Annotated in this window: 24 protein-coding genes, 1 other RNA gene, 1 pseudogene and 1 riboswitch; of the genes and pseudogenes, 20 read left to right on the top strand and 6 right to left on the bottom strand. The window is 65.0% G+C overall.

The features are described from left to right. Positions 1-7: 7 nt before the first annotated feature. From ssrS to AC1DZE_RS08125, 3 genes are all read right to left on the bottom strand, one after another. Positions 8-187: non-coding RNA, 6S RNA (gene ssrS / locus AC1DZE_RS08115), on the bottom strand. 66 nt (positions 188-253) lie between these two features. Beyond that, positions 254-589, bottom strand: coding sequence for a cell division protein ZapA (locus tag AC1DZE_RS08120; RefSeq protein WP_477674747.1), 336 nt, complete (start codon positions 587-589; stop codon positions 254-256). Further along, positions 586-825, bottom strand: a complete 240-nt coding sequence (locus tag AC1DZE_RS08125) for a DUF904 domain-containing protein (protein ID WP_477646586.1) — start codon at positions 823-825, stop codon at positions 586-588. The genes AC1DZE_RS08120 and AC1DZE_RS08125 overlap by 4 nt, the downstream gene beginning before the upstream one ends. Before the next feature lie 46 nt (positions 826-871). Then, positions 872-1,157: riboswitch (cobalamin riboswitch) on the top strand. Positions 1,158-1,241: 84 nt separating this feature from the next. Here AC1DZE_RS08125 and AC1DZE_RS08130 point away from each other — a divergent pair. The 20 genes and pseudogenes from AC1DZE_RS08130 to AC1DZE_RS08225 all read left to right on the top strand — a co-directional run bounded on the left by AC1DZE_RS08130 (position 1,242) and on the right by AC1DZE_RS08225 (position 23,119). Next, on the top strand, positions 1,242-3,152 hold the full coding sequence (locus AC1DZE_RS08130; protein ID WP_477673723.1) for a TonB-dependent receptor domain-containing protein: 1,911 nt from the start codon (positions 1,242-1,244) through the stop codon (positions 3,150-3,152). Between the two features lie 22 nt (positions 3,153-3,174). Beyond that, positions 3,175-4,515: a cobyrinate a,c-diamide synthase gene (locus AC1DZE_RS08135; RefSeq protein WP_477673724.1), complete on the top strand. Its 1,341-nt coding sequence runs from the start codon at positions 3,175-3,177 to the stop codon at positions 4,513-4,515. After that, positions 4,512-5,360 (top strand): ABC transporter substrate-binding protein, encoded by an 849-nt coding sequence (locus tag AC1DZE_RS08140; RefSeq protein WP_477669203.1) that lies wholly within the window; start codon positions 4,512-4,514, stop codon positions 5,358-5,360. The genes AC1DZE_RS08135 and AC1DZE_RS08140 overlap by 4 nt, the downstream gene beginning before the upstream one ends. Beyond that, positions 5,357-5,941 (top strand): bifunctional adenosylcobinamide kinase/adenosylcobinamide-phosphate guanylyltransferase, encoded by a 585-nt coding sequence (locus tag AC1DZE_RS08145; RefSeq protein WP_477699937.1) that lies wholly within the window; start codon positions 5,357-5,359, stop codon positions 5,939-5,941. The genes AC1DZE_RS08140 and AC1DZE_RS08145 overlap by 4 nt, the downstream gene beginning before the upstream one ends. Positions 5,942-6,081: 140 nt before the next feature. Further along, positions 6,082-6,951 (top strand): ABC transporter substrate-binding protein, encoded by an 870-nt coding sequence (locus AC1DZE_RS08150; RefSeq protein WP_477669205.1) that lies wholly within the window; start codon positions 6,082-6,084, stop codon positions 6,949-6,951. Beyond that, on the top strand, positions 6,948-8,027 hold the full coding sequence (locus AC1DZE_RS08155; protein ID WP_477689412.1) for a FecCD family ABC transporter permease: 1,080 nt from the start codon (positions 6,948-6,950) through the stop codon (positions 8,025-8,027). Before AC1DZE_RS08150 ends, AC1DZE_RS08155 begins: the two co-directional genes overlap by 4 nt. Positions 8,028-8,119: 92 nt before the next feature. Further along, a pseudogene (locus tag AC1DZE_RS08160) lies at positions 8,120-8,542 on the top strand (ABC transporter ATP-binding protein); the annotation flags it as partial. Between the two features lie 294 nt (positions 8,543-8,836). Next, a complete protein-coding gene (gene cobO, locus AC1DZE_RS08165; RefSeq protein WP_457280977.1) occupies positions 8,837-9,406 on the top strand; it encodes a cob(I)yrinic acid a,c-diamide adenosyltransferase in 570 nt (189 codons plus the stop codon). Between the two features lie 145 nt (positions 9,407-9,551). Then, the gene (locus tag AC1DZE_RS08170) at positions 9,552-10,406 is read left to right on the top strand and encodes an ABC transporter substrate-binding protein (RefSeq protein WP_477669207.1); all 855 of its coding nucleotides are present in this window, start codon (positions 9,552-9,554) and stop codon (positions 10,404-10,406) included. 23 nt (positions 10,407-10,429) lie between these two features. Next, the gene (gene cobW, locus AC1DZE_RS08175) at positions 10,430-11,491 is read left to right on the top strand and encodes a cobalamin biosynthesis protein CobW (protein ID WP_477674321.1); all 1,062 of its coding nucleotides are present in this window, start codon (positions 10,430-10,432) and stop codon (positions 11,489-11,491) included. 168 nt (positions 11,492-11,659) lie between these two features. Further along, positions 11,660-15,478, top strand: coding sequence for a cobaltochelatase subunit CobN (gene cobN / locus AC1DZE_RS08180; protein ID WP_477699938.1), 3,819 nt, complete (start codon positions 11,660-11,662; stop codon positions 15,476-15,478). Beyond that, the gene (locus tag AC1DZE_RS08185) at positions 15,475-16,563 is read left to right on the top strand and encodes a magnesium chelatase ATPase subunit I (protein WP_477699939.1); all 1,089 of its coding nucleotides are present in this window, start codon (positions 15,475-15,477) and stop codon (positions 16,561-16,563) included. The genes cobN and AC1DZE_RS08185 overlap by 4 nt, the downstream gene beginning before the upstream one ends. A gap of 80 nt (positions 16,564-16,643) precedes the next feature. Then, the gene (locus AC1DZE_RS08190; RefSeq protein WP_477673817.1) at positions 16,644-17,255 is read left to right on the top strand and encodes a vWA domain-containing protein; all 612 of its coding nucleotides are present in this window, start codon (positions 16,644-16,646) and stop codon (positions 17,253-17,255) included. A gap of 9 nt (positions 17,256-17,264) precedes the next feature. Then, a complete protein-coding gene (locus tag AC1DZE_RS08195) occupies positions 17,265-17,669 on the top strand; it encodes a DUF1636 family protein (RefSeq protein ID WP_477673816.1) in 405 nt (134 codons plus the stop codon). A 66-nt stretch (positions 17,670-17,735) separates the two neighbouring features. Further along, positions 17,736-17,927, top strand: coding sequence for a CbtB domain-containing protein (locus AC1DZE_RS08200; protein ID WP_457280507.1), 192 nt, complete (start codon positions 17,736-17,738; stop codon positions 17,925-17,927). A gap of 25 nt (positions 17,928-17,952) precedes the next feature. Next, positions 17,953-18,792, top strand: a complete 840-nt coding sequence (locus AC1DZE_RS08205; RefSeq protein WP_477669213.1) for a CbtA family protein — start codon at positions 17,953-17,955, stop codon at positions 18,790-18,792. A 104-nt stretch (positions 18,793-18,896) separates the two neighbouring features. Next, positions 18,897-19,517 carry a 5,6-dimethylbenzimidazole synthase gene (gene bluB / locus AC1DZE_RS08210; RefSeq protein WP_477699969.1) on the top strand — a complete coding sequence of 207 codons (621 nt, stop codon included), beginning with the start codon at positions 18,897-18,899 and terminating at the stop codon, positions 19,515-19,517. 49 nt (positions 19,518-19,566) lie between these two features. Continuing rightward, entirely contained in the window at positions 19,567-20,556 is a 990-nt protein-coding gene (gene cbiB, locus AC1DZE_RS08215) for an adenosylcobinamide-phosphate synthase CbiB (RefSeq protein ID WP_477699970.1), read from the top strand. Continuing rightward, the gene (locus tag AC1DZE_RS08220; protein ID WP_477672609.1) at positions 20,553-21,584 is read left to right on the top strand and encodes an aminotransferase class I/II-fold pyridoxal phosphate-dependent enzyme; all 1,032 of its coding nucleotides are present in this window, start codon (positions 20,553-20,555) and stop codon (positions 21,582-21,584) included. Before cbiB ends, AC1DZE_RS08220 begins: the two co-directional genes overlap by 4 nt. After that, positions 21,581-23,119, top strand: a complete 1,539-nt coding sequence (locus AC1DZE_RS08225; RefSeq protein WP_477699940.1) for a cobyric acid synthase — start codon at positions 21,581-21,583, stop codon at positions 23,117-23,119. Before AC1DZE_RS08220 ends, AC1DZE_RS08225 begins: the two co-directional genes overlap by 4 nt. A 14-nt stretch (positions 23,120-23,133) precedes the next feature. On the opposite strand, the gene AC1DZE_RS08230 is transcribed toward AC1DZE_RS08225, so the two are convergent. The 3 genes from AC1DZE_RS08230 to AC1DZE_RS08240 all read right to left on the bottom strand — a co-directional run bounded on the left by AC1DZE_RS08230 (position 23,134) and on the right by AC1DZE_RS08240 (position 26,383). Then, complete coding sequence (locus AC1DZE_RS08230; protein WP_477672607.1) at positions 23,134-23,628, bottom strand: hypothetical protein; 495 nt, start codon at positions 23,626-23,628, stop codon at positions 23,134-23,136. A 159-nt stretch (positions 23,629-23,787) separates the two neighbouring features. Further along, a complete protein-coding gene (locus tag AC1DZE_RS08235) occupies positions 23,788-25,716 on the bottom strand; it encodes a sensor histidine kinase (RefSeq protein WP_477672606.1) in 1,929 nt (642 codons plus the stop codon). Continuing rightward, entirely contained in the window at positions 25,682-26,383 is a 702-nt protein-coding gene (locus AC1DZE_RS08240; protein WP_477672605.1) for a response regulator, read from the bottom strand. The genes AC1DZE_RS08235 and AC1DZE_RS08240 overlap by 35 nt, the downstream gene beginning before the upstream one ends. Between the last annotated feature and the right edge of the window lie 115 nt (positions 26,384-26,498).

Consider the following 26,498-nt stretch of genomic DNA (forward strand, 5'->3'; position numbering starts at 1 on the left):
GAAAAGAAAGGTGTCTGCGAGTGCCACTGGACCGTCATCCTGAACCGGGGTTCAGGTGGGCGAGGKCAGTCAGGTTTCGGGTTCGTCTGACGCGAGACGATCACACCTGCCGGACAATTTACCAAGCCCGTGCTCGAAGAGCATTGGTTCAAGGAAATATAAAGCCCAATGCGCATCGCAGACATGTTCATTGTAGGCCTTTGCGGCCCTCGCGCGCGAAGTAGGGAGTGATTTACCGCAGGGGTGCGCGGGCTTAAAGCAGGCGGCCGTCAACGCCCAGGGCCGTGTCAAGCCGCTGTAGCAAGGCTGTGAGTTGCGGATGCGTTGTTTCGCCAGCACTGGCGGTTGTTTCCGCTGTTGCCGCGGCGGGTGTGGGCGTAGCGTTTGGCGTGCGCTCGGGGAGCTCAAAGGCGAGATTGAGCGCCGCCAGAACGGCAATGCGGTCACGTGCCTTGATTTTCCCGGCATCGCGAATCCTGCACATGGCCATGTCAACACGGTTCACGGCGTCCAGCATTCGGGCGTCGCCATTTTCGGGGCAGCCCAGCAAATAGCTTTGGCCCATGATCTGCACTTCGAGCTGTTTCATGACTCGGTTCCCACAGTGTTTTTGACGGCGTGCCCGTTGGTTTCGGGCAGGCGCTCCAGCAGTGCATCCACACGGGCGCGTGCCGCGCCCAGCCGCGATTTGAGGGAGTCGCGTTCGTGCGTCAGAACGCCGACCTGCTCCACCAGGAGCTCGTTGGTACGCTGCAGCTCCTCATAGCGCAGCAGGAGCCGCTCAACGCGTTCGACGATCTGGTCGATTTGGGTTTGGTTCGACATGGCAGCTCCGATTGTAGGGTTTGCGGCCGGACATGGGGAAGGCCCGCGTAGAATCTGCCCTGTTGGTGCCCGCAGTGTGGTTCGCACGCTGCAGTTCAACGGGAAGCAGGAGGGGGTCAAAGCCATGCATCAGGTCAACCTGATTCGCTGGCGCCGAGACCTTTAACCTGCGCTGCCCCCGCAACGGTAATACGGACGAATGGGCTCCTGACGTCAAGTCAGAAGCCCATTCAGCTTTCATCACTAGCCACTGAGCGTTTTGAACACACGCTTGGGAAGGCGATGGAGGCAGTTCCGTCAGCCCGGATACCGGCCAACAAGGTGAACGCGCACGTCCATGAACTGGCATGAGCGTTTGTAACGCTCATGCACTGGCGGGGAAGCCAGTGAGGGTATTTTGTTGATTGTCTGATTCCATGAAAACCTGTGTTTTCCACACACGCCTTGCCGTGCTTCCGCTGGCTGTGGCCGCTGCATTTCCCGCCTTGTCCCAGACTGCCCCGGCGGCTCAGGCCGGCGCGGCGCCACAACTCAAGGAAATGGTGGTAACCGCTACGCGCAGCGCCCAACCCATCGGCGATGTCATTGCTGATGTCACGGTCATTGACCGTGAAACCATAGAGCGCGCCGGCCCGGTGGGGCTGGCTGACGTTCTGGTTCGCGTGCCAGGCATACAGATCACCCGTAACGGCGGTATCGGCAGCAATACAAGCGTTTTTGTGCGTGGCGGTGAAACCCGCCACACCCCGGTTTTTGTAGACGGCGTGAGGGTGGAGTCGCAGACGACGGCTGGAGCCGCCTCCTGGAACAACATTCCCCTCTCGCTGATTGATCGCATTGAGATCGTGCGCGGCCCCAGCAGCGCAGTCTATGGCTCCGACGCCGTGGCCGGCGTGATCCAGATTTTCACCAAGCGCGGCCAAGGCCGTTTTTCGCCTTCCGTGACGGTCGGCTACGGCTCCTACAACACCAGCCGGGTCGAGCTCGCCGCCAGCGGTTCAGCGGGCGGCTTTGACTATTCGCTGGGCTTGACGCAGGGACAAAGCGATGGCTTCAATGCCCGGACCATCCCGGCTCAAAACCCCGATGCCGACGGCTACAAAAGCCAGAGCGCCAATGCCAAACTGGGTTTGCAGATCAACCCTGACCACCGCATTGAAGCCAATGTGTTGCAGAGCCATATGGATGCGCAGTACGACGGCGGCCTCACACGCGACTTTCGCCGCATCAGCGACCTGCAGACCCTGGGCCTGCAGTGGGAAGCCAAATGGTCTGGCCAATACAGCACCAAGCTGACGATCACGCAAGGTACCGATTCAGGTGAAGAAGGCCTGAACGGCTCGACCCCGCAGATTTCTTACGACAAGAGCACCATCAGCACGTTGTTGTTCCAGAACGAATACCGCATTGGCGCGCATCTCCTGAGCGCCACACTGGAAAGCCGTCGCGATGTGTTCCTCCTGGTTGGCTCCTCGGCCGTGCCGGCTGGCATGAGCACCCTCAACGGGAACCGTTCGCTGGATGGCGTGAGCCTGGGCTACGGCTGGAGCGGCGGCGCGCACACGGTGCAGTTCAACGCCCGCCATGACACGGACAGCGAATTCGGCGGAAAGACCACCGGCTCCGCCGCCTATGCCTTTGCGCTCACGCCACAGTGGAAAGTGTCCGCATCCGCCGGCACCTCCTTCCGGGTCCCCACGCTGTACCAGCGTTTCAGCATTTACGGCACCTCGACCTTGAAGCCCGAATCCGGCCGCAGCGTGGAAATGGCGCTCAAATACAGCCAGGGGACTGCCCAGTACGGTGTCACCGCTTATCGCAACCGCCTGACCAACCTGCTGAGCTTCGTCACGGGCAACGGTCCCTGCATCAATGGCGGCCCGCCGACGGTGCAGAGCAATCGTTCCTGTTATGCCAATACGGCCCAGGCGCAGTACACAGGGCTGACATTCACGGCTGCCGAGACGCTGGGCAATGTTCACATCCACGGCTCGCTGGATCTGCAGAATCCCAAGAACCTGGTCACCAACCGAACCCTGCAGCGCCGCTCCCGCCAATATGGCACGCTGGGCGCCGAGATGCCGGTGGGCGGCTGGCAACTGGCGACCGACCTGGTGATGGCCTCGCACACCTTCGACAGCGACACCAGCAACGTCGTGCTGCCAGGCTACTCGCTCGTGAACCTGAGCGCCACGACGGCGCTGTCGCGCGACTGGAAACTGGTCGCCAAGCTGGACAATGTGACCGACAAGGCCTACCAGACTGCCGGCACTTACGCCAATGGCCGGCGCTCTGTGTACGTCGGCCTGACCTGGGCGCCCCAGTAAGTAAGCCTCATCCACACCAGCCATGCAAACCTCCGTCCGTTGCCCTGCCATCCTCATCGCCGCCCCGGCTTCCGGCCAGGGCAAGACGACGGTGACCTGCGCGCTGGCGCGCCTGCATGCGCGGCAGGGCCGCCGGGTTCGGGTTTTCAAGTGCGGGCCGGATTTTCTGGACCCGTGCTGGCACGCCCTGGCCAGCGGCACGCCGGTGTACCAGATGGATCTGTGGATGACGGGCGAGGACGATTGCCGCGCGCGTCTCCATGCGGCGGCGCTGGAGGCCGACCTGGTCATTGTGGAAGGCGTGATGGGCCTGTTTGACGGTGAGCCCAGCGCGGCCGACCTGGCGCAGCGCTTTGGCTTGCCGGTGCTGGCGGTGGTGGATGCATCGGGCATGGTGGCTACCTTTGGCGCGCTGGCCTTTGGCCTGCAGCACTATCGCCCCGACATGCCCTGGGCCGGGGTGCTGGCCAATCGCGTGGCCAATGTGCGCCATGCGGGCATGCTGCAGGCCAGCGTGGCGCCGGACCAATGGTTGGGTGCAGTGCTGCGCAATCCCGCCATGAGCCTGCCCAAGCGCCACCTGGGCCTGACCGTGGCGACCGAAGTGGCAGATGCCATGGAAAGGCTGGACGCCGCAGCCGATACGCTGGCCACCACGCCGCTGGGTCAGATGACCCTGGACGACTTACAGCGATGGGCGGTGGACTTCGCGGCGCCGGAAGCCTCTGCGCCCACTGCTCCCATGCTGAAAGGCAGAACCATCGCTGTTGCGCACGATGCCGCTTTCTGTTTTATCTACGCGGCCAACCTCGATACCCTGCGCGCGCTGGGTGCTGAGCTGGTGTTTTTTTCGCCGCTGTCTGGCGCGGCGCTGCCTGCATGCGACGCGCTGTGGATTCCCGGCGGCTACCCTGAGCTGCACGCAGAGGCGATTGCCGCTAACACCCCTATGCGGGAAAGCCTGGCCGCACACATTTCCGCAGGCAAACCTGTATGGGCCGAGTGCGGCGGCATGATGGCTCTGTTTGAGACGCTGGTCACGCTGGATGGCCAACACCATGTGCAATGGGGTGTGCTGCCTGGCGAAGTGACCATGCAAAAGCTGCTGGCTGGCCTGGGCCCGCAGCAGCTGGCCCTGGAAAGCGGTACCTTGCGCGGCCACACTTTCCATTACTCGACCACGGCCACGCCGCTACAGCCCGCGGCACGCACCTCGCGGCCGGGCACCGCGCCTGCGCCGGATGCGGGCGAGGCCGTATGGCAGCAAGGTGCGGTGCGCGCCAGTTACTTCCACGCCTGGTTCCCGTCTTGCCCCGAAGCGGTGGCGGAGCTGTTCACGGCACCTGTAGAGGTGACTGCATGACGGACTTGCTGCACTACCAACCCGGCCCGCAGCGCATCGTCTGCCTGACCGAGGAGACCACCGAATGGCTTTACCTGCTGGGCCAGCAGCAGCGCATTGTGGGCATCTCGGGCTACACCGTGCGGCCCAAACGCGCGCGCGATGAGAAGCCGCGCGTCAGCGCCTTCTTGAGCGCGAAGATCGAGAAGATCATGGAACTGCAGCCCGACTGCGTGCTGGGCTTTTCGGACCTGCAGGCCGATATTGCGTCTGACCTGGTCAAGCGCGGCGTGCAGGTCACGATCTTCAACCAGCGCAGCGTGGCCGAGATTTTCTCCATGCTGTTCCAGCTGGCCGCCATGGTGGGTGAGGCGGAGCAGGGCGCGCAGCGCATTGCACAGTTGCAGGCCGATTTGCGTGCCATGCAGGCGGCCGTCGCGGCCAGGGTCGCCAAGGGTGCGCGCCGCCCCAAGGTGTATTTTGAAGAATGGGACAGCCCGCACATCAGCGCGATCCGCTGGGTGTCGGAGCTCATCGGCATCGCGGGAGGTGACGATTGCTTTCCTGAGCTCGCCGCCGAATCGCTGGGCAAGAACCGCATCATCGCCGACGGGGCCGAGATCGTCCGCCGTAACCCGGATCTCATACTGGGCTCCTGGTGCGGCAAGAAATTCCGGCCCGAGAACGTGGTGGCACGCGAGGGCTGGGGTGCGGTGAATGCGGTGCGTCACAACCAGCTGTTTGAGATCAAGTCCCCCGACATCCTGCAGCCCGGCCCCGCTGCGCTGACCGACGGCGTGGCCAGGATGCACCAGATCATCCTGCAGTGGATGGACGCTGACCAAGCCGGAGCATTCCGATCATGAGCACGATGACGATTGCCAAAAGCGAATTGATTCTGGGTGGCCAGAAAAGTGGCAAGTCACGCCGCGCCGAACTGCTGGCGTGCCAGTGGCTGGACCAGAGACTCGGCCACCGCGCCGCGCTGATTGCCACCGCACTGCCTTGGGACGAGGAGATGCGCCAGCGCATCGCCCGCCATCAGGCGGATCGCGCCGAGCGCGTGCCCGGCATGACCACGGTGGAAGAGCCGTTGGCGCTGGCGGAGGCGATTCAAAAACACAGCCAGCCCGACACCTTGGTGGTGGTGGACTGTCTGACGCTGTGGCTCACTAACCGGCTGATGCCCGTGGATTTTGAGTCAAATAAGCCTGTAGCCCTCATGGACAGTGCGCCAGCAGCTTCTCTTTTGATAGCAATTTCCAAAGCCCCTGGCCCTGTGGTGTTGGTGGGCAATGAGATTGGCCTGGGCGTGATTCCGATGGGGCGCGAGGTTCGCGCCTTTGTGGATGCCTTGGGCAAACTGAACCAGGATGTGGCCGCTGCGTGCCAGCGCGTGACGCTGATGGCGGCAGGGTTGCCGCTGACTTTGAAGGATGCGGCATGAAGATGGACCTCCGCCGCTTTCATAGACTTTTCCCGTTGCACAGACGCGGGGTGGCAGAGCGTTTTGCTCCGTGTCCCCCGCCCGCTTTGCAGGCTCCTCCTTTACCTGCGCAAAACGCTCTGCCGCCCCGCGTCTTGGTAATGCTCGTTTTTGCGTTTGCCTTTACCTTTGGTCTGGCGGGTGTCGCTCGTGCCTTGCAGGTCACCGATGACCGAGGGGTCACCGTCACCTTGCCCGCCGCGCCGCAGCGTATTGTCAGCCTGCTACCTTCGCTGACGGAGACCGTGTGCGAGCTGGGCCAATGCCAGCGTCTGGTGGGGGTAGACCGCTATTCCAACTTCCCGGCCAGCGTGCAAAAGCTGCCTCAGGTCGGTGGCGGGCTGGACCCGAATATCGAGATGATCGTGGCACTCAAGCCCGATGTGGTGCTGATGGCCACCTCGTCGCGCGCGGGCGAAAGGCTACAGGCGTTGGGCATCAAGGTAGTGGCCCTGGAGCCCAAGCGCCATGCCGATGTGCAGCGTGTGATGCTCAAGCTGGGCCAGTTGCTCGATGTGCCCGATGCCGCGCGCATCTGGCGTGCGATTGACGTCGGTGTCTCCGCGGCGGCCCAGTCGCTGCCGGTCAGCGTGCGCAATGTGAAGGTCTACTTTGAGGTCAACCAGGGCCCGTATGCGGCGGGCGAGTCGTCCTTTATTGGTGAAACGCTCACGCGCCTGGGTGCCAAAAACATCGTGCCGGCCAAGCTCGGGCCGTTCCCCAAGCTCAACCCCGAATACATCGTTCGCGCCAACCCTGACCTGATCATGATCGGCCAGCGCAGCGCCGGCGGTTTGACAGCCAGGCCCGGCTGGCAAAGCATCCGCGCACTGCGCGAGCAGCGGGTCTGCATCTTTCCACCCGACGAGGCTGACATGCTGGTACGCCCCGGTCCGCGCATGGCTGAAGGTGCGCGCCTGATGGCCCAATGTCTGCTGAAAAATGCGCCCGCCCCGGGAGCCAAACCATGATGCAAGCTCGCGTTTTCTGGCTGGTCTGGGCCGGTGTGCTGGGGGCATTGGCTTTGGTGGCGTTGGGCATCTGTGTGGGCAGCGCGGGGCTGGAGAACCTCATTCGTCCGCTGCTCAACCCCGCACAGGACCCGCAGCAAACCGCCATGGCACAGCAAATCATCTGGCAGATCCGCCTGCCGCGCACCTTGGGTGCCTGGGCCGCCGGCGCCTTGCTGGGCCTGGCCGGTGCCGTAGCCCAGGGCCTGTTTCGCAACCCGCTGGCGGATCCGTATTTGCTGGGCAGCGCCTCGGGTGCTTCGCTGGGCGTGGCGCTGGCATTGGCCGCTTTGGGTGGGGGCGCCGGCATGTTGGGCGGCAGCATGATGAGTGGCGGCATGGCCGTCAGCGTGTTCTCCAGCAGCTTGTGGGTGCGTCTGGGGCTGACCGGTGCGGCGTTTCTGGGCGCGGTGTTCGCGGTGATGCTCACGCTGGTGCTGTCGCGCGGTGTGGGCCACACGCTGCGCCTGCTGCTGGCCGGTGTGGTGGTGGGCGTGGTGCTGGGTGCCATGACGCACCTGGTGCTGCTGTTCTCGCCCGAATCGTTGCAGGCCATGCAGGCCTTCATGCTGGGCTCGACCGCCTTTGTCGGTTGGACCTCGTGCGTGCTCATGGCCAGTGTCTGGGGCGTGTGTGTGCTGGCGGCGTGGCTGTTGGCGCGCGTGCTTGATGGTTTGAGTTTGGGTGACGCTACGGCGATCAGCCTGGGCCTGCCGGTGGCGCCTATGCGCGCGGCGCTGGTGGCGGTACTGGCGCTGGCTACGGGTACCGCGGTGGCTCAAACCGGGTTGATCGCTTTTGTAGGCCTGGCCGCACCGCACCTGGTGCGCTCGGTGGTGAAGACTACCCATGCGCACCTGATGCTGCTCTCCAGCCTGATGGGCGGCGTGCTGCTGATGGCGGCCGACACGTTGGCACGCTGGCTGATCGCGCCGCAGGAGCTGCCCGTGGGCATGCTCACCGCGGTGCTGGGCGGCGGCTATTTGTTGTGGCTGATGCACCGCAGCAGCAGCCTGGGCGGAGGGCGTGCAGCATGAGAAATGCTATGAATTCAATAGCTATCGGCGCAGACTCCATAGGGGCCAGCCTCGGAAATGGCTTGCAAAAGCAACACGTGCTGCACGGCATCAGCCTGGACATTGCTGCGGGTCGGTGGACCAGCATCGTCGGCCCCAACGGCGCAGGCAAGTCCACCTTGCTCAGGGCGCTGGCCGGTGTGCTGCCGCACAGCGGCAGTGTCACGCTGCTGGGCCAGCCGATGCAAAACCTGCCGCATCGTGAACGTGCCCGCCAGCTGGCCTGGCTGGGCCAGAACGAAACCTCTGCCGATGATTTGACGGTGTGGGACGTGGCCATGCTGGGCCGCCTGCCGCACCAGGCCTGGCTGGCGCCGCCCAGCGCCGCCGACCGTGCTGCGGTGGAGCAGGCTCTGCGCGCCACCCGCGCCTGGGACTGGCGCGAGCGCGCCCTGGGGCAGCTGTCGGGCGGCGAGCGCCAGCGTGTGCTGCTGGCCCGCGCGCTGGCAGTGCAAGCTCAGGTGCTGCTGATGGACGAACCCCTGGCCAACCTCGACCCGCCGCACCAGGCCGACTGGCTGGACGTGGTGCGTGCCCTGGTGGCTGAAGGAAAAACCGTGGTGAGCGTGCTGCATGAGATCACCATGGCGCTGCAAGCCGACACCATGGTCGTGATGGCTGAAGGCCGCATCACCCACCAAGGCGCCTGCGCCGATCTGGCCACCCACCGCGCACTGGAAGACGTATTTGACGGACGCATTGCCGTCCACCCCTTGCAAGGGCAGTGGATTGCGCTGCCCAAAGTGAACCATCCTGCAAAGAGAGCCCCCATGCAAATTGAAACCCCACCCGTCGATTACGAACGTGTCGTTCCCACGGCCGAGCGTCGTGGCCTGATCATGATCAATACCGGCCACGGCAAGGGCAAGAGCACGGCGGCCTTTGGTCTGGCCCTGCGTGCCCACGGCCGGGGCAAGGCCGTCAAGGTCTACCAGTTCATGAAGGTGCCTACGGCGCGCTTTGGTGAGCACCGCTTGTTCGAGCAGTTGGGTATTCCTATTGAAGGCCTGGGCGACGGCTTCAGCTGGAAGAGCCGCGACCTGGACCATTCGGCGCAACTGGCGCTCGACGGCTGGGCCAAGGCAGAAGCCACCATTCGCGCCGGCGAGCACTTCATGGTGGTGCTGGACGAAATCATGTACCCGCTGCGCTACGGCTGGATTCCGCTGGAAACCATCCTGACCTGCCTGCGCGAGCGCCCGCCGCATGTGCACGTGGTGTTGACGGGCCGCAATGCACCGGGTGAGCTGGTGGACCTGGCGGATACGGTGACGGAGATGACTTTGATCAAGCACCACTTCAAGGCGGGCGTGCCCGCGCAACGTGGCATTGAAGATTAGAAATATGGCCCCCACGCTTTTCACTTCGCCTTCGGCTCCGTGTAATGCGCTGCCCCCCGAGGGGGCGCTGCGCCTGCGGCCCGGCAAAGCCGGTTCCGCGGCCCCGGCTGGTGAAGAGGAATTCCGCTCACGTTTTGCTGCACGTATGGCATTGCGCCTGCTGCCCACGGTCTCGTTGCTGGCAGTTCTCGGGCTGCTCTGCAGCTTCGCGATGGCGCAGAGCTCGCAGCCGGTGTCGCGCATCGTCACGCTCGCGCCCTCGCTGACCGAAGCCGTGTGTGCGCTGGGCCGCTGCGCGCAGCTGGTGGGCACCGATCGCCACTCCACCTGGCCCGTTCCGGTACTGGCGCTGCCCAAGGTGGGCGGGCTGGAAGACGCGCAGGTCGAGCGCATTGTGACCTTGCGTCCCAATCTGGTCTTGCTGGGTCCGCGCAGCCGCGCGGGGGAACGCCTGCAGGCGCTGGGCGTGCCGGTGATGATGCTGGATGCCCGCACCCATTCGGATCTGAAACGCATGCTGGTGAAGCTGGGCGACACCTTGGGTGAACCGGCCCGCGCCAACGAACTGATAGTCCGTATCGACACCGAACTCGACATCGCCGCGGGCCGCATGCCCGCCGCATTGCGCGGGCGCAGCGTGTATGTGGAAGTGGGGGCAGGGTCGTCTGCCGCCAGCGAAAAAAGCTTTATTGGCGAGACCGTGGCCAGGCTGGGCCTGGTCAATGTGGTGAGCGGCGACCTGGGCCTGTTCCCCAGGATCAACCCCGAGCTGCTGCTGCGCCGCCCCCCCGATCTCATCATTGGCCCGCGCGCCACGCTGGCCAATCTGTCAGACCGCCCCGGCTGGAGTGCACTGCCGGCAGTGCGCCAGCAGCAGCTGTGCCTGCTGGATACTGAACGCATGGACCTGCTGTCACGCCCTGGCCCCCGCCTGGGCGAGGCCGCCCAGATGCTGGTGGAGTGCCTCAAGGCCCTGCCTCCCCGTGACGCGCCCCGTTAATTTTCTTTACCCGAGAGACTCTTATGCAAACCCGAAAAATTCCCGCCACCATCGTCACCGGCTTTCTGGGCAGCGGCAAGACCACGCTCTTGCGCCACCTGCTGGCCAACGCGCAGGGCCGCCGCATCGCGGTCATCGTCAACGAGTTTGGCGAACTCGGCATCGACGGCGAACTGCTGCGCGGCTGTGGCATTGGCTGCGACGAGAACGGCGAGGAAAACGGGCAGCTGTATGAGTTGGCCAACGGCTGCCTGTGCTGCACGGTGCAGGAAGAGTTCGCGCCCGTGATGGAGCAGTTGGCCAAGCGCCGCGACCAGATCGACCACCTGATCATCGAGACCTCTGGCCTGGCACTGCCCAAGCCGCTGGTGCAGGCCTTCCAGTGGCCCGCACTGCGCAATACCTTCACCGTGGATGCCGTAGTGACCGTGGTGGACGCGCCTGCGGTTGCCGCGGGAGACTTTGCCGACGACCCCGTGGCCGTGGACGCCCAGCGCCGCGCCGACGACAACCTGGACCATGACTCGCCCTTGCACGAGCTGTTTGAAGACCAACTGGCAACGGCCGACCTGGTGATCGTGCACAAGACGGATGGGTTGACGGCCGAAGAATTGGTGGGTGTGGAAGCCGCCATCCGCGCCGAAACCTTGCCCGGTGTGAAGCTGGTGCATGCGCAGCATGGCCGCATCGATATTGGCGTGTTGCTGGGCCTGGAGCGCGCAGTGGAAGACCAGATCGACCAGCGCAAGACGCATCACGACGAGGAAGAAGACCACGACCATGATGCGTTTGCCTCGGTGCAGGTGGCGCTGGACGTGACCGGCCGCGAAGCATTGCTGGCCGCGCTGCGCGATGTGGTGGGCCGCCACGAGATTTACCGCGCCAAGGGTTTTGTGGCCTTGCCCGGTGTGGCCATGCGCCTGGTGGTGCAGGGCGTAGGAACGCGTTTCGATAGCTACTTTGACCGCCCCTGGCGTGCGGATGAGGTGCGCCAGTCGCGCCTGGTGCTGATTGGTTCCGAGCTCAATGCGGCTGTGTTGCAGGCTGAGTTGAGTGCGGCGCTGGCGGTACCCGTCGCGGCTTGAATCCAAATGCACGCTGAAGCTTTAGTTTTGTGGCGGGCACAGCCCGACGGGGCACTCCGCTCCGCGGCTGTCCTCCGCCCTGCGGGCTCCTCCTTTATGCCGCTGCGCAGAGCGCCCCATCGACCTGCGCCAGGATGGGCTGTTCAACCTTACCTTGTGAAATAAAACATGCATTTGCTCTCCACCCGCCCCGGCGGCCACGTTGAAGACGGTGGCCAGGGCGTGGTGCGCGTGGAGCAAACGCCGGGCGACATCGTGGTGCTCAGCGCGGCGGATACCACGCTGTCGCTACTGGCCGATGCAGCGGGGGCGTTGCCCGAAGGCTTTCCCGCGGTGCGCCTGGCTAACCTGATGTGGTTGCGGCAGCCCGCGTCGGCGGACATGTATGTAGACGAGGTGTTGCAACATGCGCGCGTGGTGGTGATTGACCACCTGGGCGCTGCCAGCGACTGGGCCTATGTGGTGGAACGCGTGCGCGAACTCGCACGCGAACGCGGCCAGTGGCTGGCGCTCTTCTCGGGTGACGCGAGTGAAGACTTGCAACTGTTGTTGCGCAGCACCGCCCCGCATGAAGACTGCCGCCAGCTCTGGCGCTGCCTGCGCGAAGGCGGCCGCGACAACGCCCGTAACTTTTTTGAATTGATAGGCCATTCCGTGTTTGGCCTGGGGACTCGGCCCACACCGCCTACGGTGTTGCCACCGGCCATAATTTACGAATCGCTGGGTGCCCAAGCGTGGCAAGACGGCGCGCCAGTGGCATTGCTGCTGTTCTACCGTGCCCATGTGCAGGCCGGCAACACTGCGGTGTTTGATGCGATGCTGGCCGCATTGCACGATCAAGGGCTGAACACTGTGGCCGTGGCCGTGGATTCGCTCAAGAACCCTGCTAGCCTGGAGCTGTTGCAGTCGCTGGCCGCGCAACACGGCGTAGGCGTGGTGCTCAACGCGACCAGCTTTGCCATCACCGCACTCGATGGCGACGATGTGGACAGTGTGGACGGCGCGCAGATGGCACCATTGGCTGGTGATGCACCGGTACTACAGCTCATCACCGCGGGCTGTTCCCAAGAGCAGTGGCAAGAAGACCCGCATGGCCTGGCCCCGCGCGACCTGGCGATGCAGGTGGTGCTGCCCGAGGTGGACGGCCGCATCGGCACGCGCGCCATCAGCTTCAAGGGCCTGGCCTGGCGCGATGAACGCACCGAGGTGGACGTGGTGCGTTACCAGCCCGAACCCGAACGCATGGCCTTTGTGGCTGAGCTGGCGCGCCGGTGGTGCGTACTTCGCGACAAGCCAAATTCTGACAAACGCGTCGCGCTGATCCTGGCCAACTACCCCAACGATGACGCGCGCCTGGCCAATGGCGTGGGTCTGGACACCCCGGCCTCCACGGTGGCCCTGCTGCGCGCCATGCAGGACGCAGGTTATGTCACAGGTGCCTTGCCCGAAGGCGGTGACGCACTGATCGCCGCGCTGATGGCAGGCGTGACCAACAACCTGGACGCGAACGATATCCGGCCGGCAGGCCAGAGTCTTGCCATGGCCGACTACCTGCAGGACTTCAACCAACTGGACGCTGCCAGCCGCGACGCAGTGAACGCGCTGTGGGGCTCCCCCGAACAGGACCCCATGGTGCGCAGCGGCCGCTTCATGGTCTCCGGCCTGCGCCTGGGGAATGTGTTTGTCGGCATCCAGCCCGCGCGCGGGCGAGACCTGGATTTGGTTGCCACGTATCACGACGCCGACCTGGTGCCCACGCACAACTACCTGGCGGTTTACTTCTGGCTACGCCGCCAGTTTGCGGTCGACGCGGTGGTGCATGTGGGCAAACACGGCAATCTGGAATGGTTGCCCGGCAAAAGCGTGGCGCTAGGCGCCAACTGCTGGCCCGACGCCATCCTGGGCCCGCTGCCGCACCTGTATCCCTTCATCGTCAACGATCCCGGCGAGGGCAGCCAGGCCAAGCGCCGCACGCAGGCCGTCATCATCGACCACCTGATGCCGGCCCTGACCCGCGCCGAAACCTACGGCCCGCTGCAAAAGCTGGAGCGGCAGATGGACGAGTATTACGAGGCCCTGTCACTGGACCCACGCCGCGCCCAACGCCTGCGCGTCGACATCCTGGAGCGCGTGCTCAGTGAAGGCCTGCATGCGGAGCTGGGTTTTGCCAAACCCACTGATGACGCCAGCCGTGAGGCGCTGCTGCTGCGGCTGGACGCCTACCTGTGCGAGATCAAGGAATCTCAAATCCGCGATGGGCTGCACATCCTGGGCACATCACCACAGGGCCGCCAGCAAATCGACACGCTGGTGGCGCTGGCGCGTTTTCCAGGTGGTACGGCCGCCGGCCAGCGCAGCTTGCTGATGGCATTGGCTCAGGATTTGAAGCTGGATAGTGTGGGCGGCTTCAGCGTGTTGAGCCCCGAATGGGCCGCACCTTGGGGCGGCCCATTCCCTCCGGTGTTGCAAGACATGAGTACCGAAGCCTGGCGTCACGCCGGCCATACACGCGAGCGGCTGGAGCTGCTGGCCCGCCAGCTTGTCGCTGACTACGTGGTGGCCCATGCACCCTGGGATGCCACTGCCTGGCCGCACACCGCCCCGGTGCTGCAACGGATGCGCCAGGTGCTGCGTCCGCGGCTGGACGCCTGCGGCCCGCAAGAGATTGCTCAATGCCTGCGCGGCCTGTCAGGCAAGTTTGTGTCTGCCGGCCCCAGCGGTGCACCCTCGCGTGGCCGGCCTGACGTGCTGCCCACCGGCCGCAACTTCTATTCGGTGGACACGCGCGCCGTGCCCACACAGACCGCCTACGCCATGGGCGCCGCGGCGGCTGAGCGCGTGATTGAGCGCCACCTGCAAGACCATGGCGAGATGCTGCGCTGCCTGGGCCTGTCGGTGTGGGGCACCAGCACCATGCGCACGGGCGGCGAAGATATTGCACAAGCCTTTGCGTTGTTGGGTGTACGGCCCAAGTGGGCCGACGGCAGCAGCCGGGTGGTGGACATTGAAGTGCTGCCCATGGCCATCAGGAACCGTCCGCGCGTGGATGTGACTTTGCGCGTGTCGGGTTTCTTTCGCGATGCCTTTCCCAATGTGATTGACTTGTTCGACACTGCGGTGCGTGCCGTGGCCGCGATCAGCGAAGAGGACGAGCCCGACGACGTGAACCCCATCCGCGCCCGTGTGCAGCGCGAAGCCGCTGAGGCAGAAGCCAAGGGATTGAGTGCGGAAGACGCCCAGCGCGAAGCCACCTGGCGCGTATTTGGCCCGCGCCCCGGCGGTTATGGCGCTGGTCTGCAGGAGGTCATGGCCAGCGGCCGCTGGAACGACGGCGCCGACCTGGCCCAGGCTTATCTGCGCGCCGGTGCCTTTGCCTACGGGCAGGGCGAGCATGGCGCACCAGCGCGCGGCAGCTTTGAGCAGCGCCTTACCGGTCTGGACGCAGTACTTCACAACCAGGATAACCGCGAGCACGACGTGCTCGATTCGGACGACTACTACCAGTTCCAGGGCGGCATGGCGGTGGCAGTCGAACACCTGGCGGGCGCACCGGCCACGCTGTACCACGGCGACTTCAGCGTGCCCGGTGCGCCGCGTATCCGCACGTTGGGCGAAGAAGTGGCGCGCGTGGTGCGTTCGCGCGCCGTCAACCCCAAGTGGCTGGAGGGCGTGCGCCGCCATGGCTACAAGGGGGCTTTTGAGATGGCCGCCACGGTGGACTACCTGTTTGCATTTGACGCCACCACAGGCGTGGTGGGCGACCATCAGTACGCGCTGGTGGCCGATGCTTATTTGCACGACGACACCAACCGCGCGTTTTTGCAGCAGCACAACCCCGGCGCACTGCGCAGCATTGGTGAGCGCCTGCTGGAGGCCATGCAGCGCGGCCTGTGGGAGGCGCCAGGCGAGCACCGCGAACGCATCGAAGACCATTTGCTGGCGCTGGAGCGCCGGCTAGAAGAACACGGAGAAGGACCCTTGCCATGAACACGACCATGAATATTCCTGAACTGAATATATCCGTTGAGCCCGCCACCCGTGCGGCCTTTCCCTTCACCGCGCTGGTGGGCCAGCCGCAGTTGCAGCGCGCGCTGCAACTGGCCGCCATTGACCCCGGCATTGGCGGTGTGCTGATCAGCGGCCCACGCGGCACAGCCAAGTCCACCGCGGCCCGTGCGCTGGCCGCGCTGCTGCCCGGTGCGCCCTTTGTCACCTTGCCGCTGGCCGCCAGCCTGGAGCAACTGGTGGGCACGCTGAATGTGGAAGACGTGCTGCGCGACGGCCAGGTGCGCCTGGCGCCCGGGCTGTTGGCGCGCGCCCACAACGGCGTGCTCTATGTAGACGAAGTCAACCTGCTGCCCGACGCGCTGGTGGATGCGCTGCTGGACGTGGCCGCAAGCGGTGTCAACACGGTAGAGCGCGACGGCATTTCACAGCAGCATGCCGCACGTTTTGTGCTGGTGGGCACCATGAACCCGGAGGAGGGCGAGCTGCGCCCGCAACTGCTGGACCGCTTTGGTCTGTCGGTGGCGCTGGCCAATCCGGTGGATGCTGCAGAGCGCACCGCCATCCTGCGCGCGCGCCTGGGTTTTGATGAAACCCCCGGGGCCTTGGGCGCGCAGCATGCGGAAGAACAACGCGCGCTCAGTGCCGCGCTGGTGGCGGCCCGTGCTGCGTTGCCAAGCTTGGCCTGGCCTGACGCGGTGCTGCACCATGCAGCGGCCTGCGCCATGGCGGCAGGCGTGGACGGCATGCGTGCCGACCTGGTGATGCTGCGCGCCGCGCGTGCGCTGGCAGCGCTGGAAGGGCGCAGCGAAGTGACCGTGGACGATGTGGACGCGGTGGCCGAGCTGGCGCTGGCACATCGCCGGCCCGAGGGCAGTGCGGGGCAGGCACCGCGAAATAGCAACGGATCATCCCAACCAACAAACAATCCAGAGCGCTTGCAAGACCAGCCGTCTGCGTCATCTTTACCGCCTGCGCCCCAAGGCGACTGGGGCGCGTTGCCTGCCCAGCCCGAAGGCACCACCAAGGTCCACGCGATAGCCGGGTGGCCGCCAAAAAAAGCCTAGGCCACCCCAGCCGCCGCCCGCGCAACGGGCCTGGCAGCTGGCGGTGGCCTCCACCCCAACGCATTCCTTCATCAGGCGCCATGGCACGTGCCCACAGCGCGCCGCAGCGCAGCACGGCCATTGCCTGGCTGCCTACGGTGGTGGCCAAGGGGCCTGCGCCGCTTCAACGCGAACACCTGCGCCACCAGCCCGTGGCGCTGCGCAGCAGTCGCCTGCATTGCATCGTGCTCGACACTTCGGGCTCCATGCGCCAGCGCGGCCGCTTGGCGCTGGCCAAGGGCCATGCGGCCTTCATGATTGAGCAGGCCGCGCGGCAGGGCGACGATGTGGCGCTGTTGCGCTTTGGCGGGCAGGGTGTGGAGCTGCTGCTGCCCCCTGGCCGCGCGCGTGCCGCCGGCAGCCAGCGCCTGCGCCCAGTGGGCGGTGGCGGTGGCACGCCGCTGGCCGAGGCGCTGTTTCAGGCTGACCGCCTGCTGCAACGCACGCTGCGCAAGAACGGCCTCACGGAGTGCTGGCTGTGGCTGCTGACCGACGGCCGCACGCTGGAGCAACCGCAGGCGCCGTTGACCCCGCAGCATCTGGTGATTGTCGATTTTGACGATCCGAAAAAGAACCTGGGCCGCTGTGCCGCCTGGGCCATGCGCTGGGGCGCGGAGCACCGCCTGGCCATGGCTCCGGATTACCAACCGTAAAAGATCGTCATGTCCGACACCGAAATCATTGTCTGCACCACCTGCCGCCCGCCGGGCGCATCGCGTGAGCTGCCCGCCCATGGCCTGGCCTTGTTCGAAGCGGTTCAGGAAGCGCTGCTGGTGTGTGAGCTGGACACCGGGCTGCACAAGGGCCTGCAGGTGCGCGGCCAGGCGTGCATGAGCGGCTGCACCCGCGCCTGCACCGTGACCTTGCAAGCCCGGGGCAAATTCAGCTACTACTTTGGCGACCTGGCCCCCGATGCCGAGACCGCAGCCCAGGTGATTGCCTGCGCGCAACTGCACGTGCAGAGTGCCGACGGCAACCTGGCCCGCAACGCACGGCCCGATCGCCTGCGCAGCGGTATCCTTGCCCGATTGCCCCCTGTTGGTTTGAACGGCCTGGGCTCGACATGAGCGGCCAAATGCACTAAGTTTGTTTTTTTCACCACCCACCTTCCCACTTACCCCAAGGAGAACGCCATGACTGAACCAACGACGCTGACCCACAACCCTTCTCACACCCTGAATCCCGGCCTGGCCGTGCTGCGCCCGCTGCTGGGCGCCGCCGCGCTGGGCCTGGTGGTGCTGTACGGCGTGGCTTTTGCCGAGAGCCCGCTGGCCCACAACGCCGCGCACGATGTGCGCCACATCACCGTTAAACCCTGCCACTGAGCAGCACTTTCACCGGGAGACAGCTATGGTTTTTCAACGATTGATCTGGGCGGCGCTGGCCACTGCCGTGGTGGTGGGTAGCGTGCAAACCGGCGTGCAGCGCTGGCAAGCCGCCCCGCTGATTCTGGCTGCCGAGGTGTACGAGGAGCAAAAGGCAGAGGCTCCGGCGCCCGCCGCCGCTCCCGCTGCCCACGTGCATGCCGAAGGTACGGCGCCGCATGCGCATGAGCACGGCGTTGCCAAGGAATGGGAACCCGCGAACGGCGCCGAGCGCATTGGCTGGACCTGGGTGGCCAACATGCTGCACGCCTTCAGCATGGCGCTGCTGGTGTTTGCGGTGATGGGCGTGTGGCTTTACAAACGTGACGCACAACGCGGTGGCGTGGTGGCTTCACTGCGCCTGGCCGGCGTGGTGGCTGCAGCTGGCTGGTTGAGCTTTCACCTCTGGCCTTCGCTGGGTTTGCATGCGGAAGTACCCGGCATGGAAGCCGCGCCGCTGCAGGCCCGCCAGGTCTGGTGGGTGCTGGCAGTGAGCAGTGCGGCGGGTGCCTGCGCCATAGCCGGTTTTGTGCGCGCATCCTGGCGCTGGCTGGTGTCCGCAGCCTTGCTGGCGTTGCCATTTGTGGTGGGTGCGCCCAAGCTTCAAGGTGATGCCCTGGCCGGTTTTGGCCCCGAAGCCCATGCCGCTCTGGAACAACTCGGCACGCAGTTCATCTGGGCCACAACCTGGGTGTCTTTGTCGTTCTGGGTGAGCCTGGGTCTGGTCAGTGGTTTGGCCTTCCAGCGCTGGGTGCGTCCGGCTTTGCTGGTGGTACTGCAGCGTGCAGACGTACCCGTAGCGGGTGCGGTGCAAGCTCCTCAGTGAATGGTGTGACGGGCTTTGTCTCCGCCGTCGGGGCGGGCCCGGCCGATGCGGCCCGACCCGGCCACGCCTTCAGCGACACCGAGCAACAGGCGGTCTACCGTGCCATCTTCGAGCGGCGCGACATGCGCCACTTCAGCGGCGGCACGGTGGCGGACGATGTGATGCAGCGCCTGCTCTCGGCCGCGCACCACGCGCCTAGTGTGGGCTTCATGCAGCCCTGGCGCTTTATTCGCGTGCGCAATCGGCCCTTGCGCGAAGGTATTCATGGGCTGATTGAGCAGGAACGTGTGCTCACGGCCCAGGCCTTGGGCGAGCGCGAAGACGAGTTCATGAAGCTCAAGGTGCAGGGCGTGCTCGATGCTGCCGAGGTGTTGGTCGTGGCCTTGCCACCGGGGCGCGAACAGCATGTCTTTGGCCGTCGCACCCTGCCCGAAATGGACCTGGCCTCGGCGGCCTGCGCCATCCAGAACCTCTGGCTGGCCGCCCGTGCCGAGGGCCTTGGCATGGGTTGGGTCTCGATTTTTGACCCGCAGCAGCTGGGCGGGCTATTGCAGATGCCTGAAGGCAGCAAGCCGATTGCGGTGTTGTGTCTGGGCCCGGTCCAGGCCTTTTATGACCAGCCCATGCTGCAGGCTGAAAAGTGGGCGCGCCGTGCCCCGCTGGCCGACATGGTGTTTGAAGACTGCTGGGGCCAGATTGCCCGGCATGAGCCGGGAGCTGGCTGAGATGTTCGCGCATTGGGCCAGCTTTCATGCCTTTGCCGTTCCTGCGTCCATGGCCGGGCACACGGCGTGCGTGCTCGGTGTAGTGCTGTTGCTGGCTTTGTGGGTAGACAAATCTTTCGGTGAGCCACCCACAGGTGTGCATCCGGTGGTCTGGATGGGCAACTACCTTCGGGCCTGCGGAAGTATTACCGTGCGCTGCCCGCCCGGGCCGGCTTTTTTCCTCGGCACACTGGCCTGGTGGATGGGTGTGGCGCTGGTGGGTGCAGCGGCTTGGGGTGTGCAGGCACTGGTGTTCTGGCAGCTCGCCGGCTACATCAAGGCGCCGGCCTGGGGCGCCGCCATCGACACTGCGCTGCTGGCCGTGCCGATGGCCTGGTTGCTCAAATGCATGCTGTCATGGCGCATGCTGCGCGAAGAAGTCGGCGCGGTCGAACTGGCGTTGGGCCAGTCGCTGGAAGCAGGGCGGGAGCGCCTCTCCTGGCTGGTCAGCCGCGACACCGCCCAGCTCACTGAAAGCCAGGTGCGGGAAAGCGCGATCGAATCGCTGGCCGAAAACCTCAATGACTCTGTGGTAGCCCCGGTTTTCTGGTTTGCGTTGCTGGGTTTGCCGGGTGCGGCCATTTACCGCTTTGCCAATACGGCAGACGCCATGTGGGGTTACCGCGGCATCTACCGCGACAAAAATTGGGAATGGGCGGGCAAGTGGGCGGCACGCGCGGACGACGTGCTCTCCTGGCTGCCGGCGCGCCTGACGGCGCTGTTGCTGGCACTGGCGGCAAAGGGCCTGCAGCTCAAGGCATTGCGCGAAGAAGCCCGCAAGACCCCGTCGCCCAACAGCGGCTGGCCCATGGCGGCCATGGCGTTGGCGCTGGGTATCTCGCTCGGCAAGCCGGGCGTATATACCTTGAACCCCCAAGGGCGGCCACCTGAAGCATCGGACACGGCCCTGGCCCAAACCCTGGCCTCGAAGGCGGTGTTCTCCCAGACCCTGGTTGCCGCCCTGGCGATGCTGTTGATGGCGCTGGCGGTATCGGCATGAGCACCAGCCTCGTCACCACGCGCATTCACGGCGGACCCGACGCGCTGGGTGTGCCGCTGTACGACTTTTCCACCAACAGCAATGCCTGCGGGCCTTGTCCTGCAGCGCTGGCTGCCGTCCGCCAGGCTGACGCTACCCGTTACCCCGACGCCGGCTACACACAGTTGCGCAGGCAGCTGGCGGTCTTTCACCGTGTCGATGAGGCGCGTGTATTGCTGGCGGCCAGCGCCAGCGAATTCATCTTTCGCATGACCACGCTGGCTGTGCTGCAGGGCGCACGCGCGGTGTGGCTGCCGCCGCATAGCTACGGTGACTATGCGCAGGCGGCTGTTGCGCAAGGCCTGGTGGCGGCAAGCCGGCCGCACGATGCGCAGCTGCTCTGGGCCTGCGAACCTTCCAGCCCGTTGGGTGCTGCACATCGCGGCCTGGGTGAGCTGGTTGACGGCCGGAAAGTGGTGGAAGTGTCAGCCCTTGTCGTGCTGGACCGCGCTTACGAGCCCTTGCGGCTCAGCGCTGCGCCTACGCTCACGCCGCAGCAGCTGCAAAACACCTGGCAGCTCTGGACGCCGAACAAGGTGCTGGGGCTGACCGGCGTGCGTGCAGCCTATGCGATTGCACCGATGGAGCAAACGGACAACGCTGCTGCGCTGGAGCGACTCTGCCCCTCATGGCCGCTGGGGGCGCATGGCGAGGCCATGCTGCAAGCCTGGGTAAGCAAAGAGGCGCAGGACTGGCTCGCCGGCAGCCTCAACACCTTGCGTGAATGGAAAGCCCGGCAGATCAGTTTGTGCGAATCAATGGGGTGGCGCTGCCAGCCCAGCGACGCCAATTTCTTCTGCGCTCAACCGGCCTTGCCCGAAGACCTGAGCTTGCAGCAGGCGCTGTCCGCACTGCGCACCCAGGGCATCAAGCTGCGCGACACGACATCATTCGGTTTGCCCGGCCATGTGCGCCTGGGCGTGCAGCCGCCAGCCGCGCAGGATGCCCTGCACAACGCGTGGCAACAACTCTCCAGGACAAGTTCATGAGTGCAAAAAGTGTCATGGTGCTGGGCACTACCAGCGGCGCCGGTAAAAGCTGGCTGACGACAGCGCTGTGCCGTTACTACGCGCGCCAGGGTTTGAAAGTCGCGCCCTTCAAGGCGCAGAACATGAGCAACAACGCAAGGGTTGTAGCCCCCACGCTCCGCACTGGCGTGTCGTCGCTTTCCCCCGAGGGGGTTAATTTTCCTTGGGGCGGCCCGGCGGAAAATTGGGTGCCCGGCGGCGAAATCGGCAGTGCCCAATACTTCCAGGCCCTCGCCGCCAGAGCCGTACCCGACGTGCGCATGAACCCGCTGCTGCTCAAGCCCGAAAAAGACACACAAAGCCAGGTCGTGTTGATGGGCCAGGTCAATGCCGAACTCTCCCGCATGGAATGGCGCGGCCGCAGTGCCTCGGTCTGGCCGGTGGTGTCGCAGGCGCTCGATGAGTTGATCGCCGAAAACGACGTGGTGGTGATGGAGGGTGCGGGCTCGCCCGCCGAAATCAACCTCAAGTCCAGCGACATCGTCAACATGCGCTCGGCGCAGCATGCCAACGCGGCCTGCCTGCTGGTGACCGACATTGACCGCGGCGGCGCCTTTGCCCACCTGTATGGCACCTGGGCCATGCTGGACGAAGCCGAGCGCAAACTCATCAAGGGCTTTGTGCTCAACAAATTCAGGGGCGACGCCAAACTGCTGGCGCCCGGCCCGCAAATGCTGCAGGACATGACAGGCATCCCCACGGTGGCCACGCTGCCGATGTGGTGGCAGCATGGCTTGCCCGAAGAAGACGGTGTCTTTGACGACCGCAGCACCGCAGCAGGGGAAGTCTCTACCACCGTTGCCGTGATCGCCTATCCGCGCATCAGCAACCTCGACGAATTCCAGCCCCTGAAAAATGTGCCCGGCGTACGCTTGAAGTGGGTGCGCAGCCCGGTTGACCTGGCCGGCGCCGACTGGATTGTCCTGCCTGGCTCCAAGCACACCAGCGGCGACCTGGCCTGGCTGCGCGCGCAGGGGCTGGACCTGGCCATTGCCGCCCACGCAGGGCAGGGCGGTGCGGTGCTGGGCATTTGCGGTGGGCTGCAGATGCTGGGGGAGGCGCTGATTGACCCGCATGGCATAGACGGCAACGCGCCGGGGCTGGGCCTGCTGCCGGTGGTCACCGTGTTTGAAGAAGATAAAACGGTGCGGCAGCGGCAAGCCCGCTTCGGTGAGGTAGATGGCGCCTGGGCAGCCTTGTCAGGCGTGGCTCTGCAGGGTTATGAAATTCACCATGGACAAACCGCGCAGCACCCGGCGCTGGCCGCTGCGGGCGATACGGCCAGCGCGGTGATGGCAGAAGGCCTGGCCTGGCAGAACATTCGCGGCAATGTGCTGGGGCTGTACCTGCACGGCATGTTTGAAGATCCGGCGGTGCTGCAGGCGCTGTTCGGCGCCACGGTGCCCACGCTCGACTCGGTGTTTGACGGCCTGGCCGACTACATCGGCGAGCATTTCGCGCCCGGTGTTTTGCAGTCGCTGATCAGCGGCCGCTGAGCGCCCACAAGACGCTAGCCCGGCATCCGCTTCAAAGGCCCGAAGCAGGCCTGCAGCGACTCGGCCTTGCACACAATGAACTGGTCCTGCCTGGGGCTGAACTGGATGAAGCGCACCACCGGCGGGTCCGACGCTTCATGCAGGTCGCCTGAGCAGTCCCGCTTGCCATTGCTGTCGGTCACGGTGTCGGTGAGCCGGTAAAACCCCTGCGCACTCGGCGCTGCGGATATTTCGTAGTCGCCTCGCGTGACTTCTTCGCCGCTGGTGTTAAGCCGGGTGCCCTTGGCGCTGTATTGCCAGGTTTCGGTGCAGGCTTTTCCTGCCAGCGTCCAGCTCCAGGTGCCCACGAGAGGTTGGGGCGAGGGTACTGACGCTGGGGCGGGTGGTGTGGGCTTGGCCGTCTGCGCAGCGGCAAGGCCGCAGAACAAGGTGGCAAGGGCCAAACCCGTCAGCTTGCGCAAGGGGTGGCTCCTGGCCATGGAGTGGGGATAGCGGTGTGAAAACGTCATGGGGTGATTATGAAGAGGCCGCAGCGCGGCTTCCCGCGCGCCGGGTCGCCTCTTTGTCGCCAGGTGTTATTTCTTGAGGAAAACAAACCCTGAGCCCAATGGGGACGAGTGCAAGCAGCTATAAAAATCATAGCAAAAAAAGGGGCTTACGCCCCGCCGTCAACCCGGCGGGCGTTTCTCCGGCAGCCACAAGGTGACACGGGTGCCGCGGCCATCAGAGTGCCAGTGGATCTCGCCGCCGATTGACCGCGCCCGGCGCTGCTGGTTTTGCAGGCCCTTGCCGCCTTTTTGCAAGGCGCTTTCCAGCGAAAATCCCTGCCCGTTGTCGCTGATGACGACACTGACCCCACCGTTTTCAATACCGGTGCCGACGCGGATTTCGCTGGCCTGGGTGTGCTTGAGAGTGTTGGTGAAGGCCTCCTGCAGGATGCGCAGGATGTGCAGCGCGTTGCGCGGGTTCAGCCAGTCCAGTGGCGGCACGTCGGAAACCTCCCAGCGCAGCGACACACCGGCACCCGCCAGCCGCGGGCCCAGGCGAAAGCGCAGGGTGGCCAGCAGCAACAGCAAATCGGCCTCCACCGGCTCCATAGAATCGATGGTCAGCTTCAGGTCGTCGATGCAGCCCTTGAGAACTTCCGCCACATCGGCCTCGCTGAGCTGGCCTCCTTCAACCACGCGCAGCGCACTGACCAGCGAGGAGCCCAGGCCGTCGTGCATGTCCTGGGTCAGGCGCTGGCGTTCCTGGCTCAGCGTTTCGCGTTGCTCGATCTCGCGGAGCTTGTCGTAGCTCACCGCCAGTTCGGCTTCACGGCTTTGCAGCCGCTCTTCCAGGCTGGCGTTCAGCTGCTCCATTCCGTCAAGGGCGCCCACATACTGCCGGAACATGATCACGACGAACACGCCGAACAGCGCCATGGCTGCATAAGGTGTGAGGTAATAGCTTTCCAGGTCCAGCACGTACTTGAGCCGGGCCCAATCGTAGATGCCGAACACATAGTTGAGCAAAAAGGCGATTGACAGCATTTTGGCGTCCAGTGACCGGCTGCGCCATGAATGCCACAGCCCGACCGCCAGGATCACCGTGGCCATGCCGATCAGCAGCAGGTGGGCGTAGGGCCGCAGTGCCAGCAAGCTGGGGAAGACAGAAGCAAAGGGCAGCGTGACGACTGAGAAAACCACCGCCATTCCCAGCATCACCCGGCTCAGCCAGCGCATGACCCGGCCGTGCAGGAGCTGCATGAAGTAGTGCAGGGCCAGTGATTGCCACATCAGGGCGTTGAGGGTGAGCCAGATAAACCAGGCGTCGCTGACGATCAGTTTTTCCGGTCCCAGCTGGAAATGCCAGCGCCGGGTCGCACTCAGCACGGCAATCGCAAACAGGTAGAGGCTGGCGGGCTGGCGGCGTACCACCCACACGGCCAGCGAGAAAATCCCCACCGCCAGGAAAGCCGCGCTGCACATGAAGGGCAGTTGGTAAGCCAGCCATTCCCGCCTGGCGGCCATCTCGATCAGGCTGTTGGAGTCGCCCGCGTAGAAGGACGAGATCGCAGCCTCGGGCGAAGGCAGGCTGTCCAGGCGTATCAGGAGGGTCTGCGGCGGTGGGCTGTCGGCGGCCAGATTCAGTGGCAGCAACAGCGCGGGGTGGTTGAACAGATTCCAGACCGGGCTGCCCGTGGAGCGAAAGCGTAGTTGGCCATCGGCATACACCGCGATCTGGCCGGCTGCCAGCCAGCGGGTCAGGTAGAAGTGCGTAGGGCTTTTCATGCCCTGCAGTTCATCGAGCCGTATGCGCAGCCAGATTGTGACGACAGGGGGCTTGCCGCCGTTTGAAGCCACCGGTTTTTGAATGACAGAAGGCAACTTCACCTTTGTCCAGGGGCCCGGCAAGGCGGCTTCGTCCACCGCAGCAGCCAGCGGCTTGAAGCTGGCCGCCTCTTCGCGGATCATCTCGGCTTCGGTGTAATGCACAACCGGCCCCGCGGCCCAGGCGGAGGCACCGCAGGCCAGCAGCCAGGCACCCAGCAGCAGCCAGCGCGCCAGGCCCTTGCGCACCTCAGGCCGCCAGAATGCCCTGGTGCCTGGCTTCATAAATCGCTTCGGCCCGCGAATTCACATTGAGCTTGCTGTAGATGCGCCGCACATAGGTCTGCACGGTGTGCTGCGAGACCTGCATCAGCCGGGCGATTTCGTCGGCGGTAAACCCTTTGGTGATCAGCTCCAGCACTTCCTTTTCGCGGCTGGACAGCGCGGGCTGTTCATTGGCAGCCGCAACCAGTGCCACTGCGGGCGCGGCAGCCGGCGCCACCGAAGGTGTGGCGCGAAAGCGCATCAGGATCTGCCGGGCAATCAGCGGGCTGATGGGGCTGCCGCCGCCGTGCAGGCTGCGGATCTCGTGCAGCATGTTCTCGGGCTCGCTGTCTTTCAGCAGGTAGCCCGAGGCGCCGGCCTCGATGGATTGCAGCACATGCGCTTCATCACCAAATGCCGTGCACACCATCACGGCGCAGGTGGGCCACTGCACATGCGCGGCGCGGATCACGTCAATGCCCGAGCCGTCGGGCAGGCCCAAATCCACCAGCAGCACGTCGGCCGGTGCACTTTGCAGCGACTGCAGGCCCTGCGCGCGTGTGCTGGCCAGGCTCATCAGCCGGATGTCGGGCGAGGCCGCGATGGCGGTCACGATGGCGTTCTGGAAGTGAACGTCGTCTTCGACAAGCGCCACATGGATGGGCGGCGGGTTTGAACTGGACTGCATGTCGGTTCCTGCGTTGGTGCCTGCGCGGTTTTCGCGTGGGCTTTTTTGCGGCCACCTTGTATGGGCTATACGTAGCCGAAATATGCCATTGTGCGTCAATGTACGGCTTGTGCGT

This window comes from Polaromonas sp. P1_F1 (assembly GCF_056405795.1).

Coding starts and splice junctions, on each gene's coding strand:
- AC1DZE_RS08120 (WP_477674747.1), bottom strand. CDS start 589: ATGAAACAGCTCGAAGTGCAGATCATGGGCCAAAGCTATTTGCTGGGC.
- AC1DZE_RS08125 (WP_477646586.1), bottom strand. CDS start 825: ATGTCGAACCAAACCCAAATCGACCAGATCGTCGAACGCGTTGAGCGG.
- AC1DZE_RS08130 (WP_477673723.1), top strand. CDS start 1,242: ATGAAAACCTGTGTTTTCCACACACGCCTTGCCGTGCTTCCGCTGGCT.
- AC1DZE_RS08135 (WP_477673724.1), top strand. CDS start 3,175: ATGCAAACCTCCGTCCGTTGCCCTGCCATCCTCATCGCCGCCCCGGCT.
- AC1DZE_RS08140 (WP_477669203.1), top strand. CDS start 4,512: ATGACGGACTTGCTGCACTACCAACCCGGCCCGCAGCGCATCGTCTGC.
- AC1DZE_RS08145 (WP_477699937.1), top strand. CDS start 5,357: ATGAGCACGATGACGATTGCCAAAAGCGAATTGATTCTGGGTGGCCAG.
- AC1DZE_RS08150 (WP_477669205.1), top strand. CDS start 6,082: ATGCTCGTTTTTGCGTTTGCCTTTACCTTTGGTCTGGCGGGTGTCGCT.
- AC1DZE_RS08155 (WP_477689412.1), top strand. CDS start 6,948: ATGATGCAAGCTCGCGTTTTCTGGCTGGTCTGGGCCGGTGTGCTGGGG.
- cobO (WP_457280977.1), top strand. CDS start 8,837: ATGCAAATTGAAACCCCACCCGTCGATTACGAACGTGTCGTTCCCACG.
- AC1DZE_RS08170 (WP_477669207.1), top strand. CDS start 9,552: ATGGCATTGCGCCTGCTGCCCACGGTCTCGTTGCTGGCAGTTCTCGGG.
- cobW (WP_477674321.1), top strand. CDS start 10,430: ATGCAAACCCGAAAAATTCCCGCCACCATCGTCACCGGCTTTCTGGGC.
- cobN (WP_477699938.1), top strand. CDS start 11,660: ATGCATTTGCTCTCCACCCGCCCCGGCGGCCACGTTGAAGACGGTGGC.
- AC1DZE_RS08185 (WP_477699939.1), top strand. CDS start 15,475: ATGAACACGACCATGAATATTCCTGAACTGAATATATCCGTTGAGCCC.
- AC1DZE_RS08190 (WP_477673817.1), top strand. CDS start 16,644: ATGGCACGTGCCCACAGCGCGCCGCAGCGCAGCACGGCCATTGCCTGG.
- AC1DZE_RS08195 (WP_477673816.1), top strand. CDS start 17,265: ATGTCCGACACCGAAATCATTGTCTGCACCACCTGCCGCCCGCCGGGC.
- AC1DZE_RS08200 (WP_457280507.1), top strand. CDS start 17,736: ATGACTGAACCAACGACGCTGACCCACAACCCTTCTCACACCCTGAAT.
- AC1DZE_RS08205 (WP_477669213.1), top strand. CDS start 17,953: ATGGTTTTTCAACGATTGATCTGGGCGGCGCTGGCCACTGCCGTGGTG.
- cbiB (WP_477699970.1), top strand. CDS start 19,567: ATGGCCGGGCACACGGCGTGCGTGCTCGGTGTAGTGCTGTTGCTGGCT.
- AC1DZE_RS08220 (WP_477672609.1), top strand. CDS start 20,553: ATGAGCACCAGCCTCGTCACCACGCGCATTCACGGCGGACCCGACGCG.
- AC1DZE_RS08225 (WP_477699940.1), top strand. CDS start 21,581: ATGAGTGCAAAAAGTGTCATGGTGCTGGGCACTACCAGCGGCGCCGGT.
- AC1DZE_RS08230 (WP_477672607.1), bottom strand. CDS start 23,628: ATGACGTTTTCACACCGCTATCCCCACTCCATGGCCAGGAGCCACCCC.
- AC1DZE_RS08235 (WP_477672606.1), bottom strand. CDS start 25,716: ATGAAGCCAGGCACCAGGGCATTCTGGCGGCCTGAGGTGCGCAAGGGC.
- AC1DZE_RS08240 (WP_477672605.1), bottom strand. CDS start 26,383: ATGCAGTCCAGTTCAAACCCGCCGCCCATCCATGTGGCGCTTGTCGAA.